The 19,788-nt window shown below is 70.8% G+C and carries 18 protein-coding genes; 7 read left to right on the top strand and 11 right to left on the bottom strand.

The window, feature by feature from the left end:
- Positions 1-40: 40 nt before the first annotated feature.
- The 3 genes from rdgB to murI are packed head-to-tail and all read right to left on the bottom strand — an operon-like array spanning position 41 to position 2,244.
- Positions 41-634 carry an RdgB/HAM1 family non-canonical purine NTP pyrophosphatase gene (rdgB, locus tag BK819_RS14050; RefSeq protein ID WP_071329684.1) on the bottom strand — a complete coding sequence of 198 codons (594 nt, stop codon included), beginning with the start codon at positions 632-634 and terminating at the stop codon, positions 41-43.
- Positions 635-636: 2 nt separating this feature from the next.
- Complete coding sequence (gene rph, locus BK819_RS14045) at positions 637-1,374, bottom strand: ribonuclease PH (RefSeq protein WP_071329683.1); 738 nt, start codon at positions 1,372-1,374, stop codon at positions 637-639.
- Between the two features lie 33 nt (positions 1,375-1,407).
- On the bottom strand, positions 1,408-2,244 hold the full coding sequence (gene murI / locus BK819_RS14040; protein WP_071329682.1) for a glutamate racemase: 837 nt from the start codon (positions 2,242-2,244) through the stop codon (positions 1,408-1,410).
- Between the two features lie 62 nt (positions 2,245-2,306).
- On the opposite strand from murI, the gene BK819_RS14035 reads away from it, so the two are divergent.
- Positions 2,307-3,632 (top strand): nicotinate phosphoribosyltransferase, encoded by a 1,326-nt coding sequence (locus tag BK819_RS14035; protein ID WP_071329681.1) that lies wholly within the window; start codon positions 2,307-2,309, stop codon positions 3,630-3,632.
- 21 nt (positions 3,633-3,653) lie between these two features.
- On the opposite strand, the gene BK819_RS14030 is transcribed toward BK819_RS14035, so the two are convergent.
- From BK819_RS14030 to BK819_RS17040, 3 genes are read right to left on the bottom strand one after another with little or no spacing between them, the layout of a single operon-like run.
- Positions 3,654-3,920: a DUF3039 domain-containing protein gene (locus tag BK819_RS14030; RefSeq protein ID WP_060923586.1), complete on the bottom strand. Its 267-nt coding sequence runs from the start codon at positions 3,918-3,920 to the stop codon at positions 3,654-3,656.
- A 41-nt stretch (positions 3,921-3,961) separates the two neighbouring features.
- Positions 3,962-5,527, bottom strand: coding sequence for a hypothetical protein (locus BK819_RS14025; RefSeq protein ID WP_071329680.1), 1,566 nt, complete (start codon positions 5,525-5,527; stop codon positions 3,962-3,964).
- On the bottom strand, positions 5,503-7,266 hold the full coding sequence (locus tag BK819_RS17040) for an ABC transporter ATP-binding protein (RefSeq protein WP_256209479.1): 1,764 nt from the start codon (positions 7,264-7,266) through the stop codon (positions 5,503-5,505). Before BK819_RS17040 ends, BK819_RS14025 begins: the two co-directional genes overlap by 25 nt.
- A 383-nt stretch (positions 7,267-7,649) precedes the next feature.
- Between BK819_RS17040 and BK819_RS14015 the strand changes: the two genes are divergently transcribed.
- The 4 genes from BK819_RS14015 (at position 7,650) to BK819_RS14000 (ending at position 11,327) form a co-directional block, all read left to right on the top strand.
- Positions 7,650-8,342, top strand: a complete 693-nt coding sequence (locus BK819_RS14015; protein ID WP_060923420.1) for an NTP transferase domain-containing protein — start codon at positions 7,650-7,652, stop codon at positions 8,340-8,342.
- A gap of 79 nt (positions 8,343-8,421) precedes the next feature.
- A complete protein-coding gene (locus BK819_RS14010; RefSeq protein ID WP_071329679.1) occupies positions 8,422-9,411 on the top strand; it encodes a hypothetical protein in 990 nt (329 codons plus the stop codon).
- 87 nt (positions 9,412-9,498) lie between these two features.
- The gene (locus tag BK819_RS14005; RefSeq protein ID WP_371259856.1) at positions 9,499-11,088 is read left to right on the top strand and encodes an acyl-CoA carboxylase subunit beta; all 1,590 of its coding nucleotides are present in this window, start codon (positions 9,499-9,501) and stop codon (positions 11,086-11,088) included.
- On the top strand, positions 11,085-11,327 hold the full coding sequence (locus BK819_RS14000) for an acyl-CoA carboxylase subunit epsilon (RefSeq protein ID WP_371259855.1): 243 nt from the start codon (positions 11,085-11,087) through the stop codon (positions 11,325-11,327). The genes BK819_RS14005 and BK819_RS14000 overlap by 4 nt, the downstream gene beginning before the upstream one ends.
- Before the next feature lie 195 nt (positions 11,328-11,522).
- Here BK819_RS14000 and BK819_RS13995 read toward each other — a convergent pair whose 3' ends face one another.
- From BK819_RS13995 to BK819_RS13980, 4 genes are read right to left on the bottom strand one after another with little or no spacing between them, the layout of a single operon-like run.
- Positions 11,523-12,545, bottom strand: coding sequence for a hypothetical protein (locus tag BK819_RS13995; RefSeq protein WP_071329677.1), 1,023 nt, complete (start codon positions 12,543-12,545; stop codon positions 11,523-11,525).
- On the bottom strand, positions 12,542-13,777 hold the full coding sequence (locus BK819_RS13990; RefSeq protein WP_083391809.1) for a hypothetical protein: 1,236 nt from the start codon (positions 13,775-13,777) through the stop codon (positions 12,542-12,544). Before BK819_RS13990 ends, BK819_RS13995 begins: the two co-directional genes overlap by 4 nt.
- Positions 13,767-14,426: a response regulator transcription factor gene (locus tag BK819_RS13985; protein ID WP_071329676.1), complete on the bottom strand. Its 660-nt coding sequence runs from the start codon at positions 14,424-14,426 to the stop codon at positions 13,767-13,769. Before BK819_RS13985 ends, BK819_RS13990 begins: the two co-directional genes overlap by 11 nt.
- Positions 14,427-14,469: 43 nt before the next feature.
- The gene (locus BK819_RS13980; protein WP_071329675.1) at positions 14,470-15,714 is read right to left on the bottom strand and encodes a class I SAM-dependent RNA methyltransferase; all 1,245 of its coding nucleotides are present in this window, start codon (positions 15,712-15,714) and stop codon (positions 14,470-14,472) included.
- A gap of 23 nt (positions 15,715-15,737) precedes the next feature.
- Here BK819_RS13980 and BK819_RS13975 point away from each other — a divergent pair, with 23 nt between their 5' ends.
- Together BK819_RS13975 and BK819_RS13970 are read left to right on the top strand one after the other, a co-directional pair.
- Positions 15,738-16,373, top strand: coding sequence for a nucleoside triphosphate pyrophosphatase (locus BK819_RS13975; RefSeq protein ID WP_071329734.1), 636 nt, complete (start codon positions 15,738-15,740; stop codon positions 16,371-16,373).
- A 78-nt stretch (positions 16,374-16,451) separates the two neighbouring features.
- Positions 16,452-18,218, top strand: coding sequence for a biotin carboxylase N-terminal domain-containing protein (locus BK819_RS13970; protein WP_071329674.1), 1,767 nt, complete (start codon positions 16,452-16,454; stop codon positions 18,216-18,218).
- A gap of 82 nt (positions 18,219-18,300) precedes the next feature.
- On the opposite strand, the gene BK819_RS13965 is transcribed toward BK819_RS13970, so the two are convergent.
- Positions 18,301-19,749, bottom strand: a complete 1,449-nt coding sequence (locus tag BK819_RS13965; protein ID WP_060923621.1) for an NAD(P)H-quinone dehydrogenase — start codon at positions 19,747-19,749, stop codon at positions 18,301-18,303.
- Positions 19,750-19,788 lie beyond the last annotated feature (39 nt).

The following is a 19,788-nucleotide window of genomic DNA, read 5'->3' as shown; positions in this document are numbered from 1 at the left end:
ACGATTCTCACCGTCAGCAGGGGTTTCTTCTCTCCGGCGCTCAGAGCGCGGCGAGCAGCGGCACGAGCGCCGTGAAGGCGCGGGCGCGATGCGACTGCGACTGCTTCTCCTCCCCGGTGAACTCCCCCACGGTGCGCTCCGCGCCGTCCGGCTGACCGTCCGGGATGAAGATCGGGTCGTAGCCGAAACCGCCGCCCCCGGAGGCTTCGTGGGCGAGGCGTCCGGGCCAGATCCCCTCCACGACGTGCTCGCGACCGTCCGGGAGGACGAGCGCGATGGTCGACGTGAAGTGCGCGGCACGGTGCGGGTCGGCGATGTCGCGCAGCTGGTCGAGCAGCAGCTCCAGATTCGCGGTGGCGTCCTTCTTCTGCCCGGCCCAGTACGCCGAGAACACCCCAGGCGACCCGCCGAGCACGTCCACGCAGATGCCGGAGTCGTCGGCGAGCGCCGCGAGGCCGGTGTGCGCGGCAGCCGCGCGCGCCTTGAGGAGCGCGTTCTCGGCGAACGTCACCCCGTCCTCGACCGGCTCGGGACCGTCGTAGCCGACGACCTCCAGGTCGGGCCGCGTCTGCTGCACGATCTGCTGGAACTCCGCGACCTTGTGCGGGTTGTGGGTCGCGAGGACGACGCGCATGCTCAGGCTCCTGCCAGAGCGGCGAGCTGCCGTTCCTTCAGGTCCGCGCAGCCGGCGATGCCGAGGTCGAGGAGCGCGTCGAGCTCGCGCTTGTCGAACGGCGCCCCCTCGGCCGTGCCCTGCACCTCGACGAACAGGCCGCGGCCGGTCACCACGACGTTCATGTCGGTCTCGGCGCGGACGTCCTCGACGTAGGCGAGGTCGAGCATCGGCTCCCCGTCGACGATGCCGACCGAGACCGCGGAGACGGAGTCAAGCAGCGGCGTCGAGTTCTTGCCGATGAACTTCTTGTCCCGTCCCCACTCGATCGCGTCAGCCAGGGCGACGTAGGCACCGGTGATCGCGGCCGTGCGGGTGCCGCCGTCCGCCTGAAGCACGTCGCAGTCGATGACGATGGTGTTCTCGCCCAGCGCCTTGGTATCGACGACCGCCCGCAGGGCGCGACCGATGAGGCGGGAGATCTCATGCGTGCGGCCGCCGATGCGCCCCTTCACGCTCTCCCGGTCGTTGCGGCTGTTCGTCGCGCGCGGGAGCATCGCGTACTCCGCCGTGACCCAGCCCTTGCCCTTGCCGGTGAGCCAGCGCGGCACACCGTTGGTGAACGAGGCGGTGCAGAGCACCTTCGTCCCACCGAAGCTGATGAGAGCCGAGCCCTCGGCCTGCGCGCTCCAGCCGCGCTCGATGGTGATCTCGCGGAGCTGCGAGGTGGAACGGCCGTCGGCGCGGACGATGTCGGTCATGTGCTTCTCTCGGTCGGGGTGGGAGCGACGGGCTCAGCGCGCGTCGTGGGCGGAATCGGGAAGCGTGATGACGCCGGTCTGGACGAGCTGCACGTCGCGCACCTCACGGCCCATGAGCCGGTTCGCGAGTGCCGTGAAGTCGTCGGCGGAATCGCCTGTGGCCTCGTACACGTACGTTGCGGTGGCGTCGGGCGGCGCCAGCAGGTCGCCGCGCACGAGCTGGCGATACACGTCACCCGCGGTCTCGTCGTCGCTGGAGACCAGGGTCACGCCCTCCCCCATGACGTAGCTGATGGCGCCACGGAGGAACGGGTAGTGCGTGCAGCCGAGGACGAGCGTGTCCACGTCGGCTTCCCGCAGCGGCGCGAGGTACTCCTCGGCCACGGCCAGCACCTCGGGGGTCCCGGTCACGCCGGCCTCGACGAACTCGACGAACCGGGGGCAGGCCGCCGTGAACACCTGCAGGCGCTCGTTCACCTCGAGCATGTCCTGGTACGCCCGGGAGCCGATGGTGCCGACGGTGCCGATCACGCCGACCCGGCCGTTCCGCGTCGTCGAGACCGCGCGTCGCACGGCCGGACCGATCACCTCGACGACGGGCACGTCGTAGCGCTCGCGCGCATCGCGCAGCATGGCCGCGGAGGCGGTGTTGCAGGCGATCACGAGCATCTTCACCCCCTGGTCGACCAGCGTGTCCAGGACTTCGAGTGCGTAGCGGCGCACGTCGGCGATGGGCTTGGGGCCGTACGGCGAGTGGGCGGTGTCGCCGATGTAGACGAACGATTCGCGGGGCAGCTGGGCCCGGATGGCCCTGGCCACCGTGAGCCCGCCGACACCGGAGTCGAAGATCCCGATGGGCGCGTCGTTCATGACTCCCCAGCCTACCCGCGTGCGCGGCGCCGCGTGCATCCTGGCCTCACTAAGCTGAGCGCATGACCACGTCGACGGCGCTGCTCACCGACCGTTACGAGCTCACGATGCTCGCCGCCTCGCTCCGGGACGGCACCGCCTCCCGTCCGAGCGTCTTCGAAATCTTCTCGCGACGGCTCTCCGGCGGGCGCCGCTTCGGCGTCGTGGCCGGCACCGGACGGCTGCTCGCCCTGCTGCGCGACTTCCGCTTCGGGGATGACGAGCTGCGCTTCCTCCGTGACGAGCGCGTCGTCGACGCCGAAACCCTCGCCTACCTCGAGCGCTACCGCTTCACCGGGACCATCCGCGGCTACCGCGAAGGCGAGCTCTACTTCCCCGGGTCGCCCATCCTCACGGTGGAGGGCTCGTTCGCGGATGCGGTGGTCCTGGAGACCCTGGCACTGAGCGTGCTCAACCACGACTCCGCCGTCGCCACGGCCGCCGCGCGCATGAGCATCGCCGCCGGAGAGCGACCGCTCGCGGAGATGGGCTCGCGCCGCGCGGCGGAGCGCTCCGCCGTCGCTGCGGCACGGGCGGCCTACATCGCCGGCTTCGGCGCCACGAGCAACCTCGAGGCCGGGCGCGCCTGGGGCATCCCGACCATGGGCACTGCCGCCCACTCCTGGACGCTGCTGCACGACAGCGAGGAGGACGCCTTCCGGGCGCAGGTCGAGAGCATGGGCGTGGACACCACGCTCCTCGTGGACACCTACGACATCCGCACCGGCGTCGAGACCGCGATCCGCGTGGCCGGGACCGGACTGGGCGGCGTCCGCATCGACTCCGGCGACCTCCCGATCGTCGCCGCGGAGGTCCGCGCACAGCTCGACGAGCTCGGCGCCACCGAGACCCGCATCACGTTGACCAGCGACCTGGACGAGTACGCGATCGCAGCCCTCGCCGCCTCCCCCGTGGACGCCTACGGCGTCGGCACCTCGGTCGTCACCGGCTCCGGGTATCCGACCGCGAGCATGGTCTACAAGCTCGTCGCCCGGCAGGACGCCGACGGGGCGTGGATCGGGGTCGCCAAGGCCTCGGCCGACAAGGCGTCGTTCGGCGGGCGAAAGGCGGCCTTCCGCACCGTCGACGATGGCGTCGCCGCAGCGGAGACCGTCGTCGTCTCCGACGGGTTCGAGGCGCTCGACACCCCTGCCGAGCACCCGGACGGACGACCGCTCCAGGTCACCCTCGTCGACGGCGGCGAGATCGACTCCGCCTACGAGGGCGCGGCGGGGACCGCTGCCGCCCGTGCGCATCACCTGCGTGTGCGCGAAGAGCTGCCGGTGCGCGCGCTCGCACTCAGCAAGTCGGACCCGGCGATCCCGACGGTCTACGTCGAGGCGGACTGAGGCGCAGACGGCGGTCGGCGGTCAGCCGACCATCGACTCGTAGATCTCCTTGCACGTCGGGCAGATCGGGAACTTCTCCGGATCACGACCGGGCGTCCACTTCTTGCCGCAGAGCGCGCGGACGGGCTTGCCCGTGATCGCCGACTCGAGGATCTTGTCCTTCTTGACGTAGTGCGAGAAGCGCTCGTGGTCGCCCGGTTCGATGTTCTCCTCGCGGAGGAGCTCTTCCAGTTCGCGATCAAGCGTTGCCACGCCGCCCTGATCGGGGCTGTCCAGCGGAGTACTCATCTCGTGATTCTAGCCGCGTCCGAGCCTCGACGGGGCGGGTCTCACGCCGTCTCGACGAACTCCATCAGACGCTCGCCGCTGTGCTCGAAGATGCGTCCGCCGATCACGGCTCCGCCGATGAACGCGACCGCTCCGGTGACGATGCCGACCCAGAACGCCGCAGGCGCGAAACCGGGATCGGCGACGATGCTCGCGCCGAACAGCCACATGGTCGGCACGCTCAGGAGGATCGCACCGAGGAATGCCGCCGCCGGGCCGTAGACCCCCCGGGAGGTCGGTCGCTGCGGCTGCTGGAACGGGCTGTCCCCGGGGCGGGACACCGCATACGGCGCCACCACCGACACCACGCTCGAGATGCCGAGAGCAGAGAAGAGCAGGCTCGCGCCGAGGCCGACGAGCGGGAGGAGAAGACCCCAGCGGCCGGCCAGCACGAGCGAGAGCGGCACGGCGATCGCCAGCACCGGCACGGCGACCAGGAGCACCGGCACCAGGCGCCCGAGACGATCCGGGACTCCCCGGACGCCGCTCGCAACGTGCGCCCAGAGGGCGGTCGAGTCGTAGGCGACGTCGTTGTGCGGCAGCCATCCGAAGAAGAGGGCCATGACGGGCACGGGGACGAGCGCGGCGATCTCGACCGGCACGCCCGCGACGATCAGCGGGAACACGGTCAGCACGCCCGCCACGGGCACCACGATGATGTTCATGATGTACCGACGGTCGCGGAGCCAGTACACGAGGCTTCGCGCGGCGATGGCGCCGAAGGCGTTCGAGGGCAGCAGGGCGAACCACCCGAGTCCGGTGCGCTCGCGTGCCGCCACCGGACGCTCCGTCGTCGTCAGCAGGCGCCGCACGAACCAGGTCCAGGCGAGCCACAGCAACGCCAGGGTGGCCACGGCGATCAGTCCGCTGACCCAGGCCGCAGCCGTCTCACCGGCGGCCGCGGCGAACATCGCCGCCGGCGACGCGGCGAGCGGGGTGAAACCGATCACCGAGGTCAGGGTCGCCAACGATGCCGGCACCTCGCCGTCCCAGCGGAGCGAGCCGAGGAACACCGCGACAGGGAAGGCGATGACGATCAAGGCGAGGGCGAACAGCGCGGTCAGCTCGCGGGATCGACGCTCCGGCAGCAGCAGCGCGTTGAGCGCCATCCCGACTCGGGAGAGGAGGATGGTCGACAGCAGCCCGACCGCCGCCAGGAGGACGGCCGGTACCCACGGCGCACCGGCGCGGACGGCGACGATCGTCACGCTGACGTAGACCGCGAGGAGCGCAAGGCTGGGCACGCTGATCAGTGAGGCGATCGCGAGGACTCCGGGCATCTTCCGCTCGTCGACCCCGAACACCGCGAAGCGCCGCGGATCGAGCTGGTCGACGGCCCCCACGAGCAACGGCCCCACGAGGAAGCCGAGCAAGACGGCCGCACCGCCGAGCACTGTCACCGCCTGGGAGACGGGAACCGGCGCGTCGCCGAGGCTGAACACCGCCACGCAGACGACCACCGTGACCGCGATGACGGCGCCGAAGGAGAGCAGGGTGCGCCCCCGGTGTTCCCCACGCAGGGCGCCCAGGAGAAGCGCGAACCTCAGTCGGAGAACGTGTGCAGCCACTCGAGTCCCTCCACCTCTCCGCTGGAACCCGCGAGCTCCACGAAGCGCGATTCGAGCGTCTGCCCCGCGCGCACCTCGTCGATCGTGCCCTCGGCGAGCACCTCGCCGTTGACGATGATGGCCACCCGGGAGCACACGCGCTCGACGAGGTCCATTCCGTGGCTCGACAGGATCACGGTGCCGCCGTGCGAGACGTAGGCGCGCAGGATGTCGAGGATCACGGCGGAAGAGACCGGATCGACGGACTCGAACGGCTCGTCGAGCACCAGGACGCGCGGCGAATGGATCATCGCGCCCGCGAGCATGATCTTCTTGGTCATACCCGCCGAATAGTCGGACACCACCCGGTTAAGGGAGTCGCCGAGATCGAAGGCCCGGGCGAGGTCGCCGGTGCGCTTCTCGATCACGTCGGCGGCGAGGCCGCGGAGCAGCCCGTAGTAGTAGAGCAGCTGCCGGCCGGTGAGGCGGTCGAACGTGCGCAGCCGGTCCGGCAGGACGCCCATCACGCGCTTCGCCGCCAGCGGCTCGCTCGCCTGGTCGATGCCGCAGATGAGGACACTGCCCTCGTCCGCGCGCAGGAGGCCGGCGACGATCGACAGGGTCGTCGTCTTGCCGGCACCGTTGGGGCCGACGATTCCGTAGAACGAGGCAGCGGGCACGGTGAGATCGATGCCGTCGACCGCGCGGTTCTCGCCGAACTGCTTCACGAGACCGCGGATCCGGATGGCTTCGGTGGCGGGCTCCGCCGCCTCCGCCCCGACGACCTCGGCCGGCGGCTCCTCGGCGGTCACGCCTTCGACCACTTCGACGACCTCGACGTCCGCGACACGGCTGTCCTCCAGCGCAGGCTCCTTCGTCACCGGGAGTGCGGTGTCCGATGTCTCGACCGTGGACTCCGTCGAGGGGGACTCCGCGATGGCGGTGGGGTCCTCGACGCGCGTCGCCGACTCGGGAGTGTCGTCGTCCGACGTCGCCACCTCGGCAGACGCGGTGTCGGATTCACCGACCTGTGCGGACACGGTCGGCGCCGGCGTCGTGCTGGGCTCGTCGGGCTGCGCCTCCGCGGCAGCCTCGGCTTCTGCCGCCTTCGCCTCCGCGGCCGCGGCTTCCGCGGCCTTCGCGGCAGCCGCCTTGGCCGCAGCCGCCTTCGCCGCAGCGGTCTTGGCGGCGGCGGTCTTGGCCGTCGTCTTGGCCGCGGATGCCTTCGCGGCGGCCGTCTTCGCGGCAGCCGCCTTGGCCGCCGTCGTCTTGGCGGCAGCCGTGCTCGGCTTCGTGGTCGTCGCCGACGGACGCTTCGGGGTCGTGGTCCGCGCGGCGGTGTTCTTCACCGCGGCCGCCCGGGCGGCGGACGCCGTGCGAGCGGCCGCGGGATCCACACTCGCTGCGGGCGTCGGCTCGACCACGACCTCAGACGTGGGGGCCGCCTTCTCGGCTGCAGCCTTGGTCGGTGCGGGCCGCGCGGCGGTCGACTTCTTCGCCGCGGGGGTCTTCGCCGCGGGAGTCTTCGACGCCGTCGAGGACTTCGCCGGGCTGGAGGACTTCGCTGCCGTGGACTTCGCCGGAGCGGCCTTGGCACCGGTCGTCTTCGCCGGAGCGGCCTTCGTACCGGCGGCCTTCGCCGCCGTGGACTTCGGGCTCGTGGACTTCGTAGCGGCGGTCTTCGCTGAGGTGGACTTCGCAGCGGTGCTCTTCGAGGCTGCGGTCTTCGCCGCTGCCGACTTCGGCGCGGAAGACTTCACTCCGGTCGCCTTCTTCGCGCCGGCGGAGGACGAGGCAGATCTCTTGGTGGCCGGTTTCCGAGCGGGCGCGGAGGCCTCGGTCGGAGTCTCGGCTCCCTCTGCCTGGGGGGTGGGGTCATCAGGGGAGGAAGTCACCGTCCTACGGTATCAACGGGTGGCTGAGAGCCAAGGCCCCACGCGACAATCCGCAATCCGATCCCCTCCTCTGCGCGTTTCGCAAGGGGGTTGTCGTCCCTGTGCGTTGCGTGTGTACTCGATCACGAAATGGCAACGGGGCCCGCCTGGCCCCGGGCTTCTCAGGGGGAATCGCTAGCATGATTCCCGGCACGACGAAGTGTCTGGTCGGTGAACCGACCGTGAACACAACTTCCTTAGGAGTATTCGTGACTCTTCAGACCGTCATCCTCGCAGCCGGAATGGGCTCCCGCCTCGGCCGTGCGCTGCCCAAGCCGCTCACCGAGCTCAACGACGGCCGCACGATCATGGGCCAGCAGCACGACAACATCCGGGCCGCTTTCGGATCCGACGCACGCATCACCACGGTGGTGGGCTACCGCGCGGAGACCATCATCGAGGCCTTCCCCTCCGTGAACTACGTCCACAACGACCGCTACGACGAGACCAACACCTCGAAGAGCCTGCTGCGCGCCTTGAGCGCCACCGGCAAGAGCGGCGTGCTGTGGATGAACGGCGACGTCGTCTTCGACCCCATGATCCTCGGTCGCGCCGCCGCGTACATCGAGCGTGACCAGTCGTTCGTCACCGTCAACACCGCCAAGGTCAGCGATGAAGAGGTGAAGTACACCGTCACCGCGGAAGGCTTCATCAAGGAGCTGTCGAAGTCCGTCAAGGGCGGCCTCGGTGAGGCGGTCGGCATCAACTACATCTCCTCCGGCTTCAAGAAGGCGTTCATGCGCCAGCTGCAGCGGGTCGAGGACCAGGACTACTTCGAGCGGGGTCTTGAGCTGGCGATCGCCGAGGACGGCCTGCTGCTCGAGCCGATGGACGTCTCCGACCTGTACGCGGTCGAGGTCGACTTCGCGGAAGACCTGGAGCGCGCGAACCTCTTCGTGTGACGTTCCCCTCCGAGAGCCCCGTTCCGCCATGGACCGGGGCTCTCGGTGTTTTCGCGGACGGGCTTCATAGGATCGGCACATGGCCCCCAAGGTGCACAAGATCCACTCCCTGCCGGACGACGCCCCGTGGGACAAGGGTGTGCCGCCGGTCGGCTCCCCGGAACACCCGATGATGGTCCGCGGGCTCGACCGGGTGCTCTCGATCCAGCGCCCGCTGGTGCTCGCCCACATCCGCAGCATCCGGCTCCGCAACCCGCACGCGACCCCCGACGAGATCATCCGGATCCTGGAGCGCCGCTACCTCGCGGCCGTCACGACCGGCGGAGCCGCGGTGGGGGCGACCGCCGTCGTGCCGGGTATCGGCACGGGGATCACCCTCGCGCTCTCCGGCGTCGAGACCGTGGGGTTCGTGGAATCCACGGCCCTCTTCGCGCAGTCGGTCGCCGAGGTGCACGGCATCGCGGTGGGCAACCCCGACCGTGCCCGCGCTCTCGTCATGACCCTCATGCTCGGCAAGGAGGGCGTCGACCTCGTCGGGCAGCTCGCCCGGCAGGTCACCGGTCGCGGCAGCAGCCGGTCGGCGTACTGGGGCGAGCTGGTGACGAAGTCGCTCCCCCGCGCCGCCGTGGGGCCGCTCGTCGACCAGCTCAAAGGGATGTTCGTGAAGCAGTTCGCAGCCAAGGGCGGGGCTTCCTTCATCGGCAAGGCGATGCCCTTCGGGATCGGCGCGGCGATCGGCGGGGCGGGCAACCACATCCTCGGACGCCGCGTACTCACCACCTCCCACCGAGCCTTCGGGGCCGCGCCCCTCACCCTCCCCGCCGAGCTGGAGCCCATCCCCGGCGCCGAGAAGGTGGAGCTGCGGATGCTGCGAGGAGCGCGCTACGCCGGCAACGCGGTCGCAGGAGCCGCGGGCACCGTGGCGCGCGGCGCGGGATGGGTCGGGCACCGGGTCGGCGAGATCGCCGGTCGCCGACGTGAGCACCCCACGGAGGAACTCGACGCCGGTCCCGGAGACGGCGATCACGGGCTGCCACCGCGACCCGGTTCCGACACGACCACCGAATGAGGGAGCGCGCACCTCGCCAAAGGATCCGCCGCCCCGTTGTGCCGATCATCCAACGGACGGCGCGGACCCGACGCTAGGGTGGAATCCGTGACGGACAAGCCCGACCCCTTTACCACCGCCGGAAAGATCGCGGATCTGCGCGCTCGCTACACCGAGGCCGTCGTCGACGCCGAGACGAAGGCGAAGGAGAAGCAGCACGCCAAGGGCAAGATGACCGCCCGCGAGCGCATCGAGCTCCTCGTCGATCCCGGCAGTTTCGTCGAGTTCGACGAGTACGTACGCCACCGCACCACCGCGTTCGGCATGGACCGCTCGCGCCCGTACGGCGACTCCGTCGTCACCGGCGTCGGCACCATCCACGGCCGCACCGTGGCCGTGTACTCGCAGGACTTCTCCACCTTCGGCGGATCGCTCGGCGAGGTCGCCGGCGAGAAGATCGTCAAGATCATGGAGTTCGCCCTGGCGGGCGGCATGCCCTGCATCGGCATCCTCGACTCGGGCGGCGCGCGCATCCAGGAGGGCGTCGTCGCGCTCGGCAAGTACGGCGAGATCTTCCGCCTGAACACCCGAGCCTCCGGCGTGATCCCGCAGATCTCGATCATCATGGGTCCGGCGGCCGGCGGCGCCGTGTACTCCCCCGCCCTCACCGACTTCGTCATCATGGTCGACAAGACCAGCCAGATGTTCGTCACCGGACCCGACGTGATCAAGACCGTCACCGGCGAGGACGTCGGCATGGAGGAGCTCGGCGGCGCCTACACCCACAACACGCGCTCTGGCGTCGCGCACTACCTGGCCGAGGACGAGGACGACGCGATCGACTACGCGCGCACGCTCCTCGGCTTCCTGCCCGACAACAACATGGCGGAACTGCCGTCCTACGAGAGTGCGTTCGAGTTCGAGACCACGGACGCGGACCGCACGCTCAACACGCTCATCCCGGACTCCCCGAACCAGCCGTACGACATCCACACCGTGATCGAGCACGTCGTGGACGACGGCGACTTCCTGGAGGTCCAGCCGCTGTTCGCGCCGAACATCGTCATCGGCTTCGGACGCATCGAGGGCCGCTCGGTCGGCATCATCGCCAACCAGCCCTCGCAGATGGCGGGCACGCTCAACATCGAGGCGGGCGAGAAGGCGAGCCGGTTCGTGCGCTTCTGCGACGCGTTCTCGCTGCCGATCGTGACCCTCGTCGACGTGCCGGGGTACCTGCCCGGCACCGACCAGGAGTGGACCGGCGTCATCCGCCGCGGAGCCAAGCTCCTCTACGCCTACGCCGAGGCCACCGTGCCGCTCGTGACGGTGATCCTGCGCAAGGCCTACGGCGGCGCGTACATCGTCATGGGCTCCAAGCAGCTCGGTGCCGACGTGAACCTGGCCTGGCCCACCGCGGAGATCGCCGTGATGGGCGGCCAGGGCGCTGTCAACATCCTCTACCGCGGGGAGATCCGCAAGGCGGAGGAAGCGGGAGAGGACGTCGCCGCCGTCCGCACCCGCCTCGCGAACGAGTACACGTACAACGTGGCCTCGCCCTTCCTCGCGGCCGAGCGCGGCGAGCTCGACGGGATCATCGAGCCGGCGAACACGCGGGTGGCGATCGCGAAGGCGCTCCGGGCCCTGCGGGGCAAGCGTGCCGAGCTGCCCCCGAAGAAGCACGGGAACATCCCGCTGTGAGCGGCCAGGAATCCGCCGTCGACGGGGCGCTGCCTGCGCCCGTGATGCTGGAGGTCACCCGCGGCACCGCGACCGAGGAGGAACTCGCAGCCCTCATCGCCGTGCTCGGGGACGCCTACGCGAACGAGCAGGCGGAGGCGACGGTCGAGGAGCCACGGGTCTCGGCATGGACCCGCACGCAGCGTCCGCTGCGTCGGCCCCTACGCCGCGACATTCCCTGGGGACGTTTCGCCGGCTGAGCCGATCGCGGATTTTGTCCCCCAAAATACCTACAGACAACCGTTGCGCGACCCCGCAGACTGAAGGGGACGCTTCGCGTTCGGCTGGTCTCTCTGTCCCAGGGTAGACAGACGCTGATCGGCCACCAGCGGACGGTTTTCGGGTAACTGTCCGCACGGCGAGGGGCAGGCGGATTCGCCGCCCCTCGCCCACTCTCAGCTCCGCGCGTCGGACGCCGTCCCCCGCCGCTCCCTCGCGATCTCGTGCCAGAGGTCGACGGAATCGTCGTCCGATGCCCGAAGGCCCGCGCGACCGACGACGGTGACGGCGACGAGAGGGTCTCGTGCGGAGCGGATGATGATGCGCCCCGTGCCGGCGCTGCGCAGCACCGACGCGAGCTCGTCGCGGATCTCCATGCGCCGGCCCTCGTCGACGCCGTCGAGACCGCCCTCGTCGAACACCGTCACGGAGGCGCCGCGGCGGCGCGCGGCATCGATCGCGTTGCGGACGTCGTCGTTCAGGAGGTCCGCCCCACGCAGCTCGTCGCGAAGACGCCCCTCCGCGAGCCGGGCTTCCAGCCGCTCACCGTCGTCGAGCTGTCCGCGCGACGCCACCACCCGGCTGAGCACGGGGCCTGCGACGGCGAGGGCGAACTGGGTGCGGAGGCGACGCTCGCGCTGGCGCACCCGCTGGGTCGCGTGCCAGGCCGAGACCGCCTGCTGGATCTCCGACAGGCGCTCCGTGTCGCTCACGGCGCGGTCCCAGAACATCACCAGGAGCTGGGCGACCGCGACCCACATGATCGACCCCACCACTCCGAGGTTCAGCGCCACCCCCAGACCCAGCGCGAGGGATGCGGCGACCACGAGCACGACCAGCGTCGCCCAGCCCGCCCACGCGCGGCGACGGACGACACAGACGATGCCGAGCAGACCGAGGGCGCCGATGTACCAGGTGGCGAACGGCGCGGTTCGATCGTCGGGGTCCAGTGAGAGGGTGACCAGCACCGGGATGATCGCGCTCGCTCCGAGAGCGAGGAGCGCCGACCACAGCGGCATCCGCACCGTGGCCGGACTCCCGAGGATCGCGACGTTCACCACCACGAGATACACGGCGATGGCCAGGACCATGAGCAGCGGGGCCGTCGGCTGCTCGATCCACCAGATCCCCCGGGCGACGAAGTACAGCGCGAACCCGACCGCGAGCGAGGTCGCGACGCTGCGCACGGTCCGGTTCATGAGCGCTCCCACCCGAGGGTCACGACGGTGCCTTCCGCGTCCGAGGCGATGTGCGCGGTTCCGGCCACACCGGCCATGCGGGCGAGGATCGAGGCGCGGATGCCGAGCCGGTCGGGACCGATGGCGTCGACGTCGAAGCCGCCGCCGGTGTCCGAGATCGTCACGGCGATGCCCTCGTCACCGTGACCGACGACGAGGATGTGCAGTCCGCGACCATGCGCGTGCGCGACCGCGTTCCCGATCGCCTGGCGGGCCGCGAGGACGAGGGCTCGCGCGGCACGCCCCGGGATGAGGCCGCTGCCGCCGCGCTCCTCCACGATGGCGTCCGCGCCCAGCTCGGAGAGGGCCCGCCGCAGCTCCACGACGATCTGCGCGGCCCCCACCGGCTCGTCGCTGCCCTCTTCCGCGACCGCCACCTCGGTGTTCGCGAGCCGCGTGAGGGCTTCCCTGGCCATCGCCACGGCGAGCTCCCGTGCCCGCTCGCCCTCCGCGCGCTCTGCCGCGATGAGGGCGGCCAGGACGCTGTCGTGCATGAGGGCCGACATGGCGACCCTCTCCTCCTCGGCGGCGGCCGCGGCGGCCGCCGTCGCATACGAGGCCACGGCCGTGCCCCGCGCCTCGTCGACGCCCGCGGCGACCGAGCGGAACATCCAGCCGAGTGAGACGATCACGACGCCGAGGATCAGCGTGAAGGAGACGTCGAACGCCGTCGTCACCCAGAACTCCCGGGAGAACTCCCCCTGCACCAGACGCACGTATCCGTAGACGAACGGCACTCCGACGGCCCACGCGAACTGCAGCCGCACGGGGAAGGCGAGCATCGCCGCCACCACGCCGACGTTCACGAGGAAGAAGATCCACGGCTGATCGCCCGCCACCTTGTCCGCGGGGTCGACGACCAGAGGCCATGCCGCGAGCGCCAAGACATACACGACCGCGAACGTCCCCGCGGCCAGACGCACGCCGCGGCCGACCAGACAGGCGACGAGCATCGCGGTGAGCGGCACGAAGACCGCCACGAGCATCACGATGTGCGCGGTGTCCGGACGGGAGAGCGTGTTCACCGCTGCGATCAGCGCCTGCGCGCCGAGCACGCCGGAGCCCAGGGCGACCACGATCGCGAGGATGCGCTCCATCCGCTTGCCGGTGAACCGCTCGAAGCCGTTCTCCGCGCTGCCGGGAGACGGGATCTTGCTCCAGGCGTCGCGGACGCTCAGCGGCTCAGCGGGCACTCGGCGCCCCGTCGGCCGTCACGATGCCGTCCTCCATCGCGCGCCGCAGCAGATCGACCTTGGTGGGTGCCGGCCGACCGACCTCGACGTACTTCACCCGGATCCGGGTGATGTTCTCCTTCGCGGTGGAGTACGCGACGCCGAGACGCTCGGCCACGGCCTTCAGCGGCAGGCCGGTCGCATACAGGCGGAGCACCTCCCGCTCGCGGGTGGACAGCTGGGCATCGGCGAACGCGCGGTCTCCGTCGACCGCACTCGCCCATTCGACGTTGTTCAGCGCCTCGCCCTGCGCCACGGTGCGGATGGCGTCCAGCACGTCGTCGAGGGCGGAGGACTTGCTGACGACACCGGCCGCACCCGCCGCCAGGGCCTCGCGGACCGCGGCCGGCCGGTCGGCGACGCTGTGGATCACGACGCTGGCGCCGTCGGCGACGAGGGACACGACGTTCTCCGTCACCGTCGTCCCGTCTCCCAGCGTGAGGTCGAGCACGACCACGTCGGCGGGCGGAGCTCCCGTCGAAGACCGCCATACGAGGTAGGAGCCGACCGTGCTCCCGGTGAACACGACGGTCTGGCCGTCCCTGGCGCACGCGGCCTCGAGGCCGAGGCGGACGGACTCGTGGTCGTCGATGAGGGCGACGGTGCTCATGCCCACAGCCTAGTGAGTCGCGGACGCGGGACCGGGAATGCGCTCACCGGGTGAGCAGGGCGACGACCTCGAAGTGATGCGAGTGCGGGAAGAGGTCGAACCCGCGGAGCGCGTCGACCCGCCACCCCAGGCCCCGGAAGGTGCCGAGGTCACGTGCGAGGGCGACGGGGTCGCAGGCGACGTAGGCGATCGCGGACGGAGCCAGCGCATGCACGCCCTCCACGACCGCCCGGCCGGCGCCGGAACGGGGCGGGTCGAGCACGACCGCCCCCGTCGCGCCTCCGCGCCGCGGCTGCTGGAGGAAGCGGTCGACGCGTGCGGTCACGGCGGTCACCTCGAGCGGCGCGAGGTTCGCGGCGGCATGCGCGGTCGCGCGTCGGCTGGACTCGACGGTGACGATGTCGGTCCCACCGAGATCGGCGAGAGTCCGCGCGAAGAGGCCGACGCCGCCGTACAGGTCGTAATGCGTCGCGTCCGGCTCCACATGACCGTCCAGCAGTCCGTACACGGCGCCGTCGAGGACGGAGGCGGCACGCGGATGCACCTGCCAGAACCCGCCGGCGTCGACGTCGAACGTGCGGTCGCCGACGCGCTCCTGCACCACCTCGGGCTTCGGGCGAGGGCGGCGGTCCCTGGGAGCCCGGCGCTCGGCCTCGGGGTGCCGGATGATGCGCACGCGGCCGTCCGCAGGCTCCACGAGCTCGATGCGTCCGGCCTTCTCGCCCCGCAGGGCCAGGGCGGCCTCGGCGATCGCGGGGCGGGCGAGCGGGTAGGTCGAGACCGGAACGACCCGGTGGCTGCGGGCGGCGAACGGGCCGATCCGCCCGCCGTCGTCGACGTGCAGCGTCACCCGGGTGCGCCACCCCGTCCCGTCCCCGGACTCCACGGCCTCGATCTCCGGGGCTTCGAGGCCGGGACCGGCGAAGCGGTCGAACGCCTCCGAGAGGACCTGTCGCTTGAGCGCACGCTGGTGGTCGAGGTCGATGTGCCCGAGGTCGGCACCCCCCGGCCGCTGGGCGGGGTCGTGCGCGACGTCCGCCTCCGGCCAGATGTGCGGCCGGCGATGCGGGGAGGCGTCGAGGACCTCGATCGTCTCGGCGCGCCAGAAGCTCCGGGTATCGGGCTCCCCGGCGCCTGCGGACGGGTCGAGCAGCCGGGCACGGACGCGCTCCCCCGGGATCGCGTCGGAGACGAAGACCACGCGTCCCTCGTGACGGGCGATGAAGGTGCCTCCGTGGGCGATGCCGGTGATGTCGAGATCGAGCACGTCGGCTGCGGAGGAAGTCATCCTTCGAGGATACGGTGGTCTCCATGCGCGTCTGCCTCGCCTCCACCTCCCCCGCCCGGCTCATGCTGCTGCGTCAGGCCGGCATCGAACCGCTCACCCTGTCGCCGGAGGTGGACGAGGACGCCCTGGCCGCCGCCGCAGAGGAGCGCATGGGCCCCCTTGCGCCCGCCGACCTCGTGCTGCTGCTCGCCCGTGCGAAGTCCGCGGCCGTCGCCGAGCGGCTGGCCGCCGAGGGCGCGTTCGACGGCATCGTCATCGGAGGGGACTCGATGTTCGCCCTCGGGGACCGGGTGTACGGCAAGCCCTACACGCCGGAGGAGGCTACGCGCCGGTGGCAGGAGATGCGCGGCGCCACGGGGGTGCTGCACTCCGGGCACTCCGTGTTCCGCGTATCCCCCGGTTCCGAGCCCGTCGAGGCGACCGCGGTCGCGGAGGCGGCGGTGACGTTCGCCGATGACATCAGCGAGGAGGAGATCGCTGCGTACGTGGCGTCGGGCGAGCCGCTGCACGTCGCGGGAGCCTTCACCGTGGACAGCCTCGGCGGCGCCTTCATCACCAAGGTCGAGGGCGATCCCTCCACCGTCGTGGGGATGTCGTTGTCCACCGTGCGCCGTCTCACCGCCGACCTCGGGGTCCGGTGGACGGATCTGTGGTCGTAGACTCCCCTCCACGTTTTTCCCTCTTTCTTGTCGAGAGTCGTCAAAAGTATCGGGATGCTACTCGCTAGGCTGGCAACCATGCCTGAAATCGCGAAGGTGCTCGTCGCCAACCGCGGCGAGATCGCCGTCCGCATCGTCCGTGCCGCTCGTGACTCCGGGATCGCCTCGGTCGCCGTCTACGCCGACCAGGACAGGGACGCACTGCATGTGCGCCTGGCCGACGAGGCGTACGCGCTCGGTGGCGCGACGAGCGCCGAGACGTACCTCCAGATCGAGAAGATCCTCTCCGTCGCCCGCCGCGCCGGTGCCGACGCCGTGCACCCCGGCTACGGCTTCCTCGCGGAGAACGCCGAGTTCGCGCGCGCGGTGATCGACGCCGGAATGATCTGGATCGGCCCCTCCCCGGAGGCGATCGAGGCGCTCGGCGACAAGGTCACCGCCCGCCACGTGGCCGAGAAGGTCGGTGCACCCCTCGCGCCCGGCACCCCCGGCCCGGTCTCGGGCGCCGACGAGGTCGTCGCCTTCGCGCAGGAGTATGGTCTGCCGATCGCGATCAAGGCGGCCTACGGCGGCGGCGGACGCGGCCTCAAGGTCGCCCGTGAGCTCGACGAGGTCGCGGAGCTGTTCGAGTCCGCCACCCGTGAGGCCGTCGCGGCGTTCGGTCGTGGCGAGTGCTTCGTGGAGAAGTACCTCGACAAGCCCCGGCACGTCGAGACCCAGTGTCTCGCCGACGCCGAGGGCAACGTCGTCATCATCTCGACCCGCGACTGCTCGCTGCAGCGCCGGCACCAGAAGCTCGTCGAGGAGGCGCCGGCCCCGTTCCTCACGCCCGAGCAGAACGAGAAGCTCTACTCGGCGTCCAAGGCCATCCTCAAGGAGGTCGGCTACGTCGGCGCGGGCACGTGCGAGTTCCTCATCGGCGCTGACGGCACGGTCTCCTTCCTCGAGGTGAACACGCGCCTCCAGGTCGAGCACCCCGTGTCGGAGGAGGTCACCGGGATCGACCTCGTCCGCGAGCAGTTCCGCATCGCCGCCGGTGGGACGATCGACTACGACGACCCCCAGCCGCAAGGCCACTCCATCGAGTTCCGCATCAACGGCGAGGACCCGGGTCGCGGGTTCCTCCCCCAGCCCGGCCCCATCCACGTCTTCAAGACCTTCGGCGGCCCCGGCATCCGCCTCGACTCCGGGGTCACCGCCGGGGACGCGGTCTCCGGCGCGTTCGACTCGCTGCTCGCCAAGATCATCGTCACCGGCAAGGACCGTGCCGAGGCCCTGGAGCGCGCGCGTCGGGCTCTGGACGAGTTCGAGGTCGCGGGTCTGCCCACCGTCATCCCGTTCCACCGCAAGGTCGTCCGCGATCCCGCCTTCACGGCCGAGGACGGGACGTTCGGGGTGTACACGCGCTGGATCGAGACGGAGTTCGACAACGACATCCCCGCGTGGGACGGCGAGCTCGAGGCTCCGGCTCCGGCGAACGCCCGGCACACCGTGGTCGTCGAGGTCGGCGGCAAGCGCCTGGAGGTCAGCCTGCCCGATCGCGTCGCGGTCGCCCCCGGCACCACCGGCCGCCCGGCCGCCGTCCCGCCATCGCGCCGCAGCCATGCCACGGTCGCCAACGCCGGGGCGTCCGGTGATGCGGTGAAGTCGCCGATGCAGGCCACGGTCGTCAAGGTCGCGGTCGAGGAGGGGCAGCAGGTCGTCAAGGGCGACCTCGTCGTCGTCCTCGAGGCGATGAAGATGGAGCAGCCGCTGCAGGCGCACAAGGATGGCGTGGTGGGCAACATCGACGCCGCCGCGGGCACCACGGTCTCCGCCGGTCACCAGCTCCTCACGATCTCCTGACCCGAGACCCCGCTTTCACGCCGAGACCCCGGGCTGCAGATGTCTGCAGCCCGGGGTCTCGGCGATTGCGGGGGGTCTCGGGTCAGGAGATGTTCACGAGGTGCATCGCGCGGCTCGCGTCGGTGATGCTGCTCGACAGCGAGGGGTACGCGGCGAACACGCGGGAGACCTGGTCCACGGTGAGGCGACGCTCGACCGCGATCGCGATGGGGTAGATGAGCTCGGAGGCCTTCGGGGCCACGATCACGCCGCCGATCACCGTGCCGGAGCCCTTGCGGGCGATGAGCTTGACGAAGCCGTCCTTGATGCCCATCATCTTCGCGCGCGGGTTAGCGGCGAGCGGGAGCTTGTAGACCATGCCGTCGGCGAGGCCGTCCTCGACGTCCTTGACGCCGTAGCCGACGGTCGCGATCTCCGGCGCCGTGAAGATGTTGGAGGTGATCTTGATGAGCTCGAGCGGGATGACGATGTCCCCCAGCGCGTGGAACACCGCCGTCCGCCCCTGCATCGAGGCCACCGAGGCCAGCGGGAAGAAGTTCGTGCAGTCCCCGACCGCGTACACGTTCGGCACCGAGGTGCGCGCGACGCGGTTCACCCGGACGTGACCGGAGTCGTCGAGCTCGACGCCGGCCTCCTCCAGGCCGATGCCCGCGGTGTTCGGGATGGAGCCGACAGCCATGAGGCAGTGGCTGCCCTCGACGGTGCGACCGTCCGACAGGGTCACGGTGACGCCGTCACCGACGACCTCGACCTTCTCGGCCCGCGACTTGGACAGCACCTGCATGCCGCCGCGCTTGAACACCTTCTCCAGCACCCGCGCCGCATCCTGGTCCTCGCCGGGGAGAACCTGCTCCCGGCTGGAGACGAGCGTGACCTTCGCGCCGAGGTTCATGTAGGCGGAGGCGAACTCCGCGCCGGTCACGCCGGAGCCGACGACGATGAGGTGCTCGGGCAGCGCCTTCATGTCGTAGAGCTGCGTCCACGTGAGGATGCGCTTGCCGTCGGGCTTGGCGGAGTCGAGCTCGCGCGGCGAGGCGCCGACCGCGACGACGATGGTGTCGGCCTCGACGCGGTCGAAGTCGGTGCCCCGCTCGCCCGTGGAGACGACGATGGCGTTCGGACCCTCCAGCCGGCCGTGACCGGAGAGGATCCGCACGCCGGCGTCGAGGAGGGTGGTGCGCATGTCCTCGGACTGCTGACCGGCCAGCGCCACGAGGCGCTTGTTCACGGCGGCGAGGTTGATGGCGATCTCCGGCTTGAGCGGCTTGCCGTTCTCGCCCTTGGCGTAGAAGTTCACGCCCAGGTCGCTGGCCTCGGAGATGGCGACCGCGGCGTCCGCCGTCGCGATGAGGCTCTTCGACGGCACCACGTCGGTGAGCACGGCCGAACCGCCGACACCGACGCGCTCGACGAGGGTGACCTCCGCTCCGAGCTGGGCGGCCGCCAGGGCCGCCTCGTAACCGCCGGGTCCGCCGCCGAGGACGGCGACGCGCTGAGTGCGCTCGAAAGTGGTGGAAGACATGCTCTCCATTCTTCCGCAATCCTGGCACCGGAGCCTGCCACTTCCTAG

The sequence above is a fragment of the Microbacterium sp. LCT-H2 genome (genome assembly GCF_001866135.1).
Lineage (GTDB): Bacteria > Actinomycetota > Actinomycetes > Actinomycetales > Microbacteriaceae > Microbacterium.
Note: the sequence above shows the minus strand (reverse complement) of the source record. Positions and strands in the feature narration are given on the sequence as shown.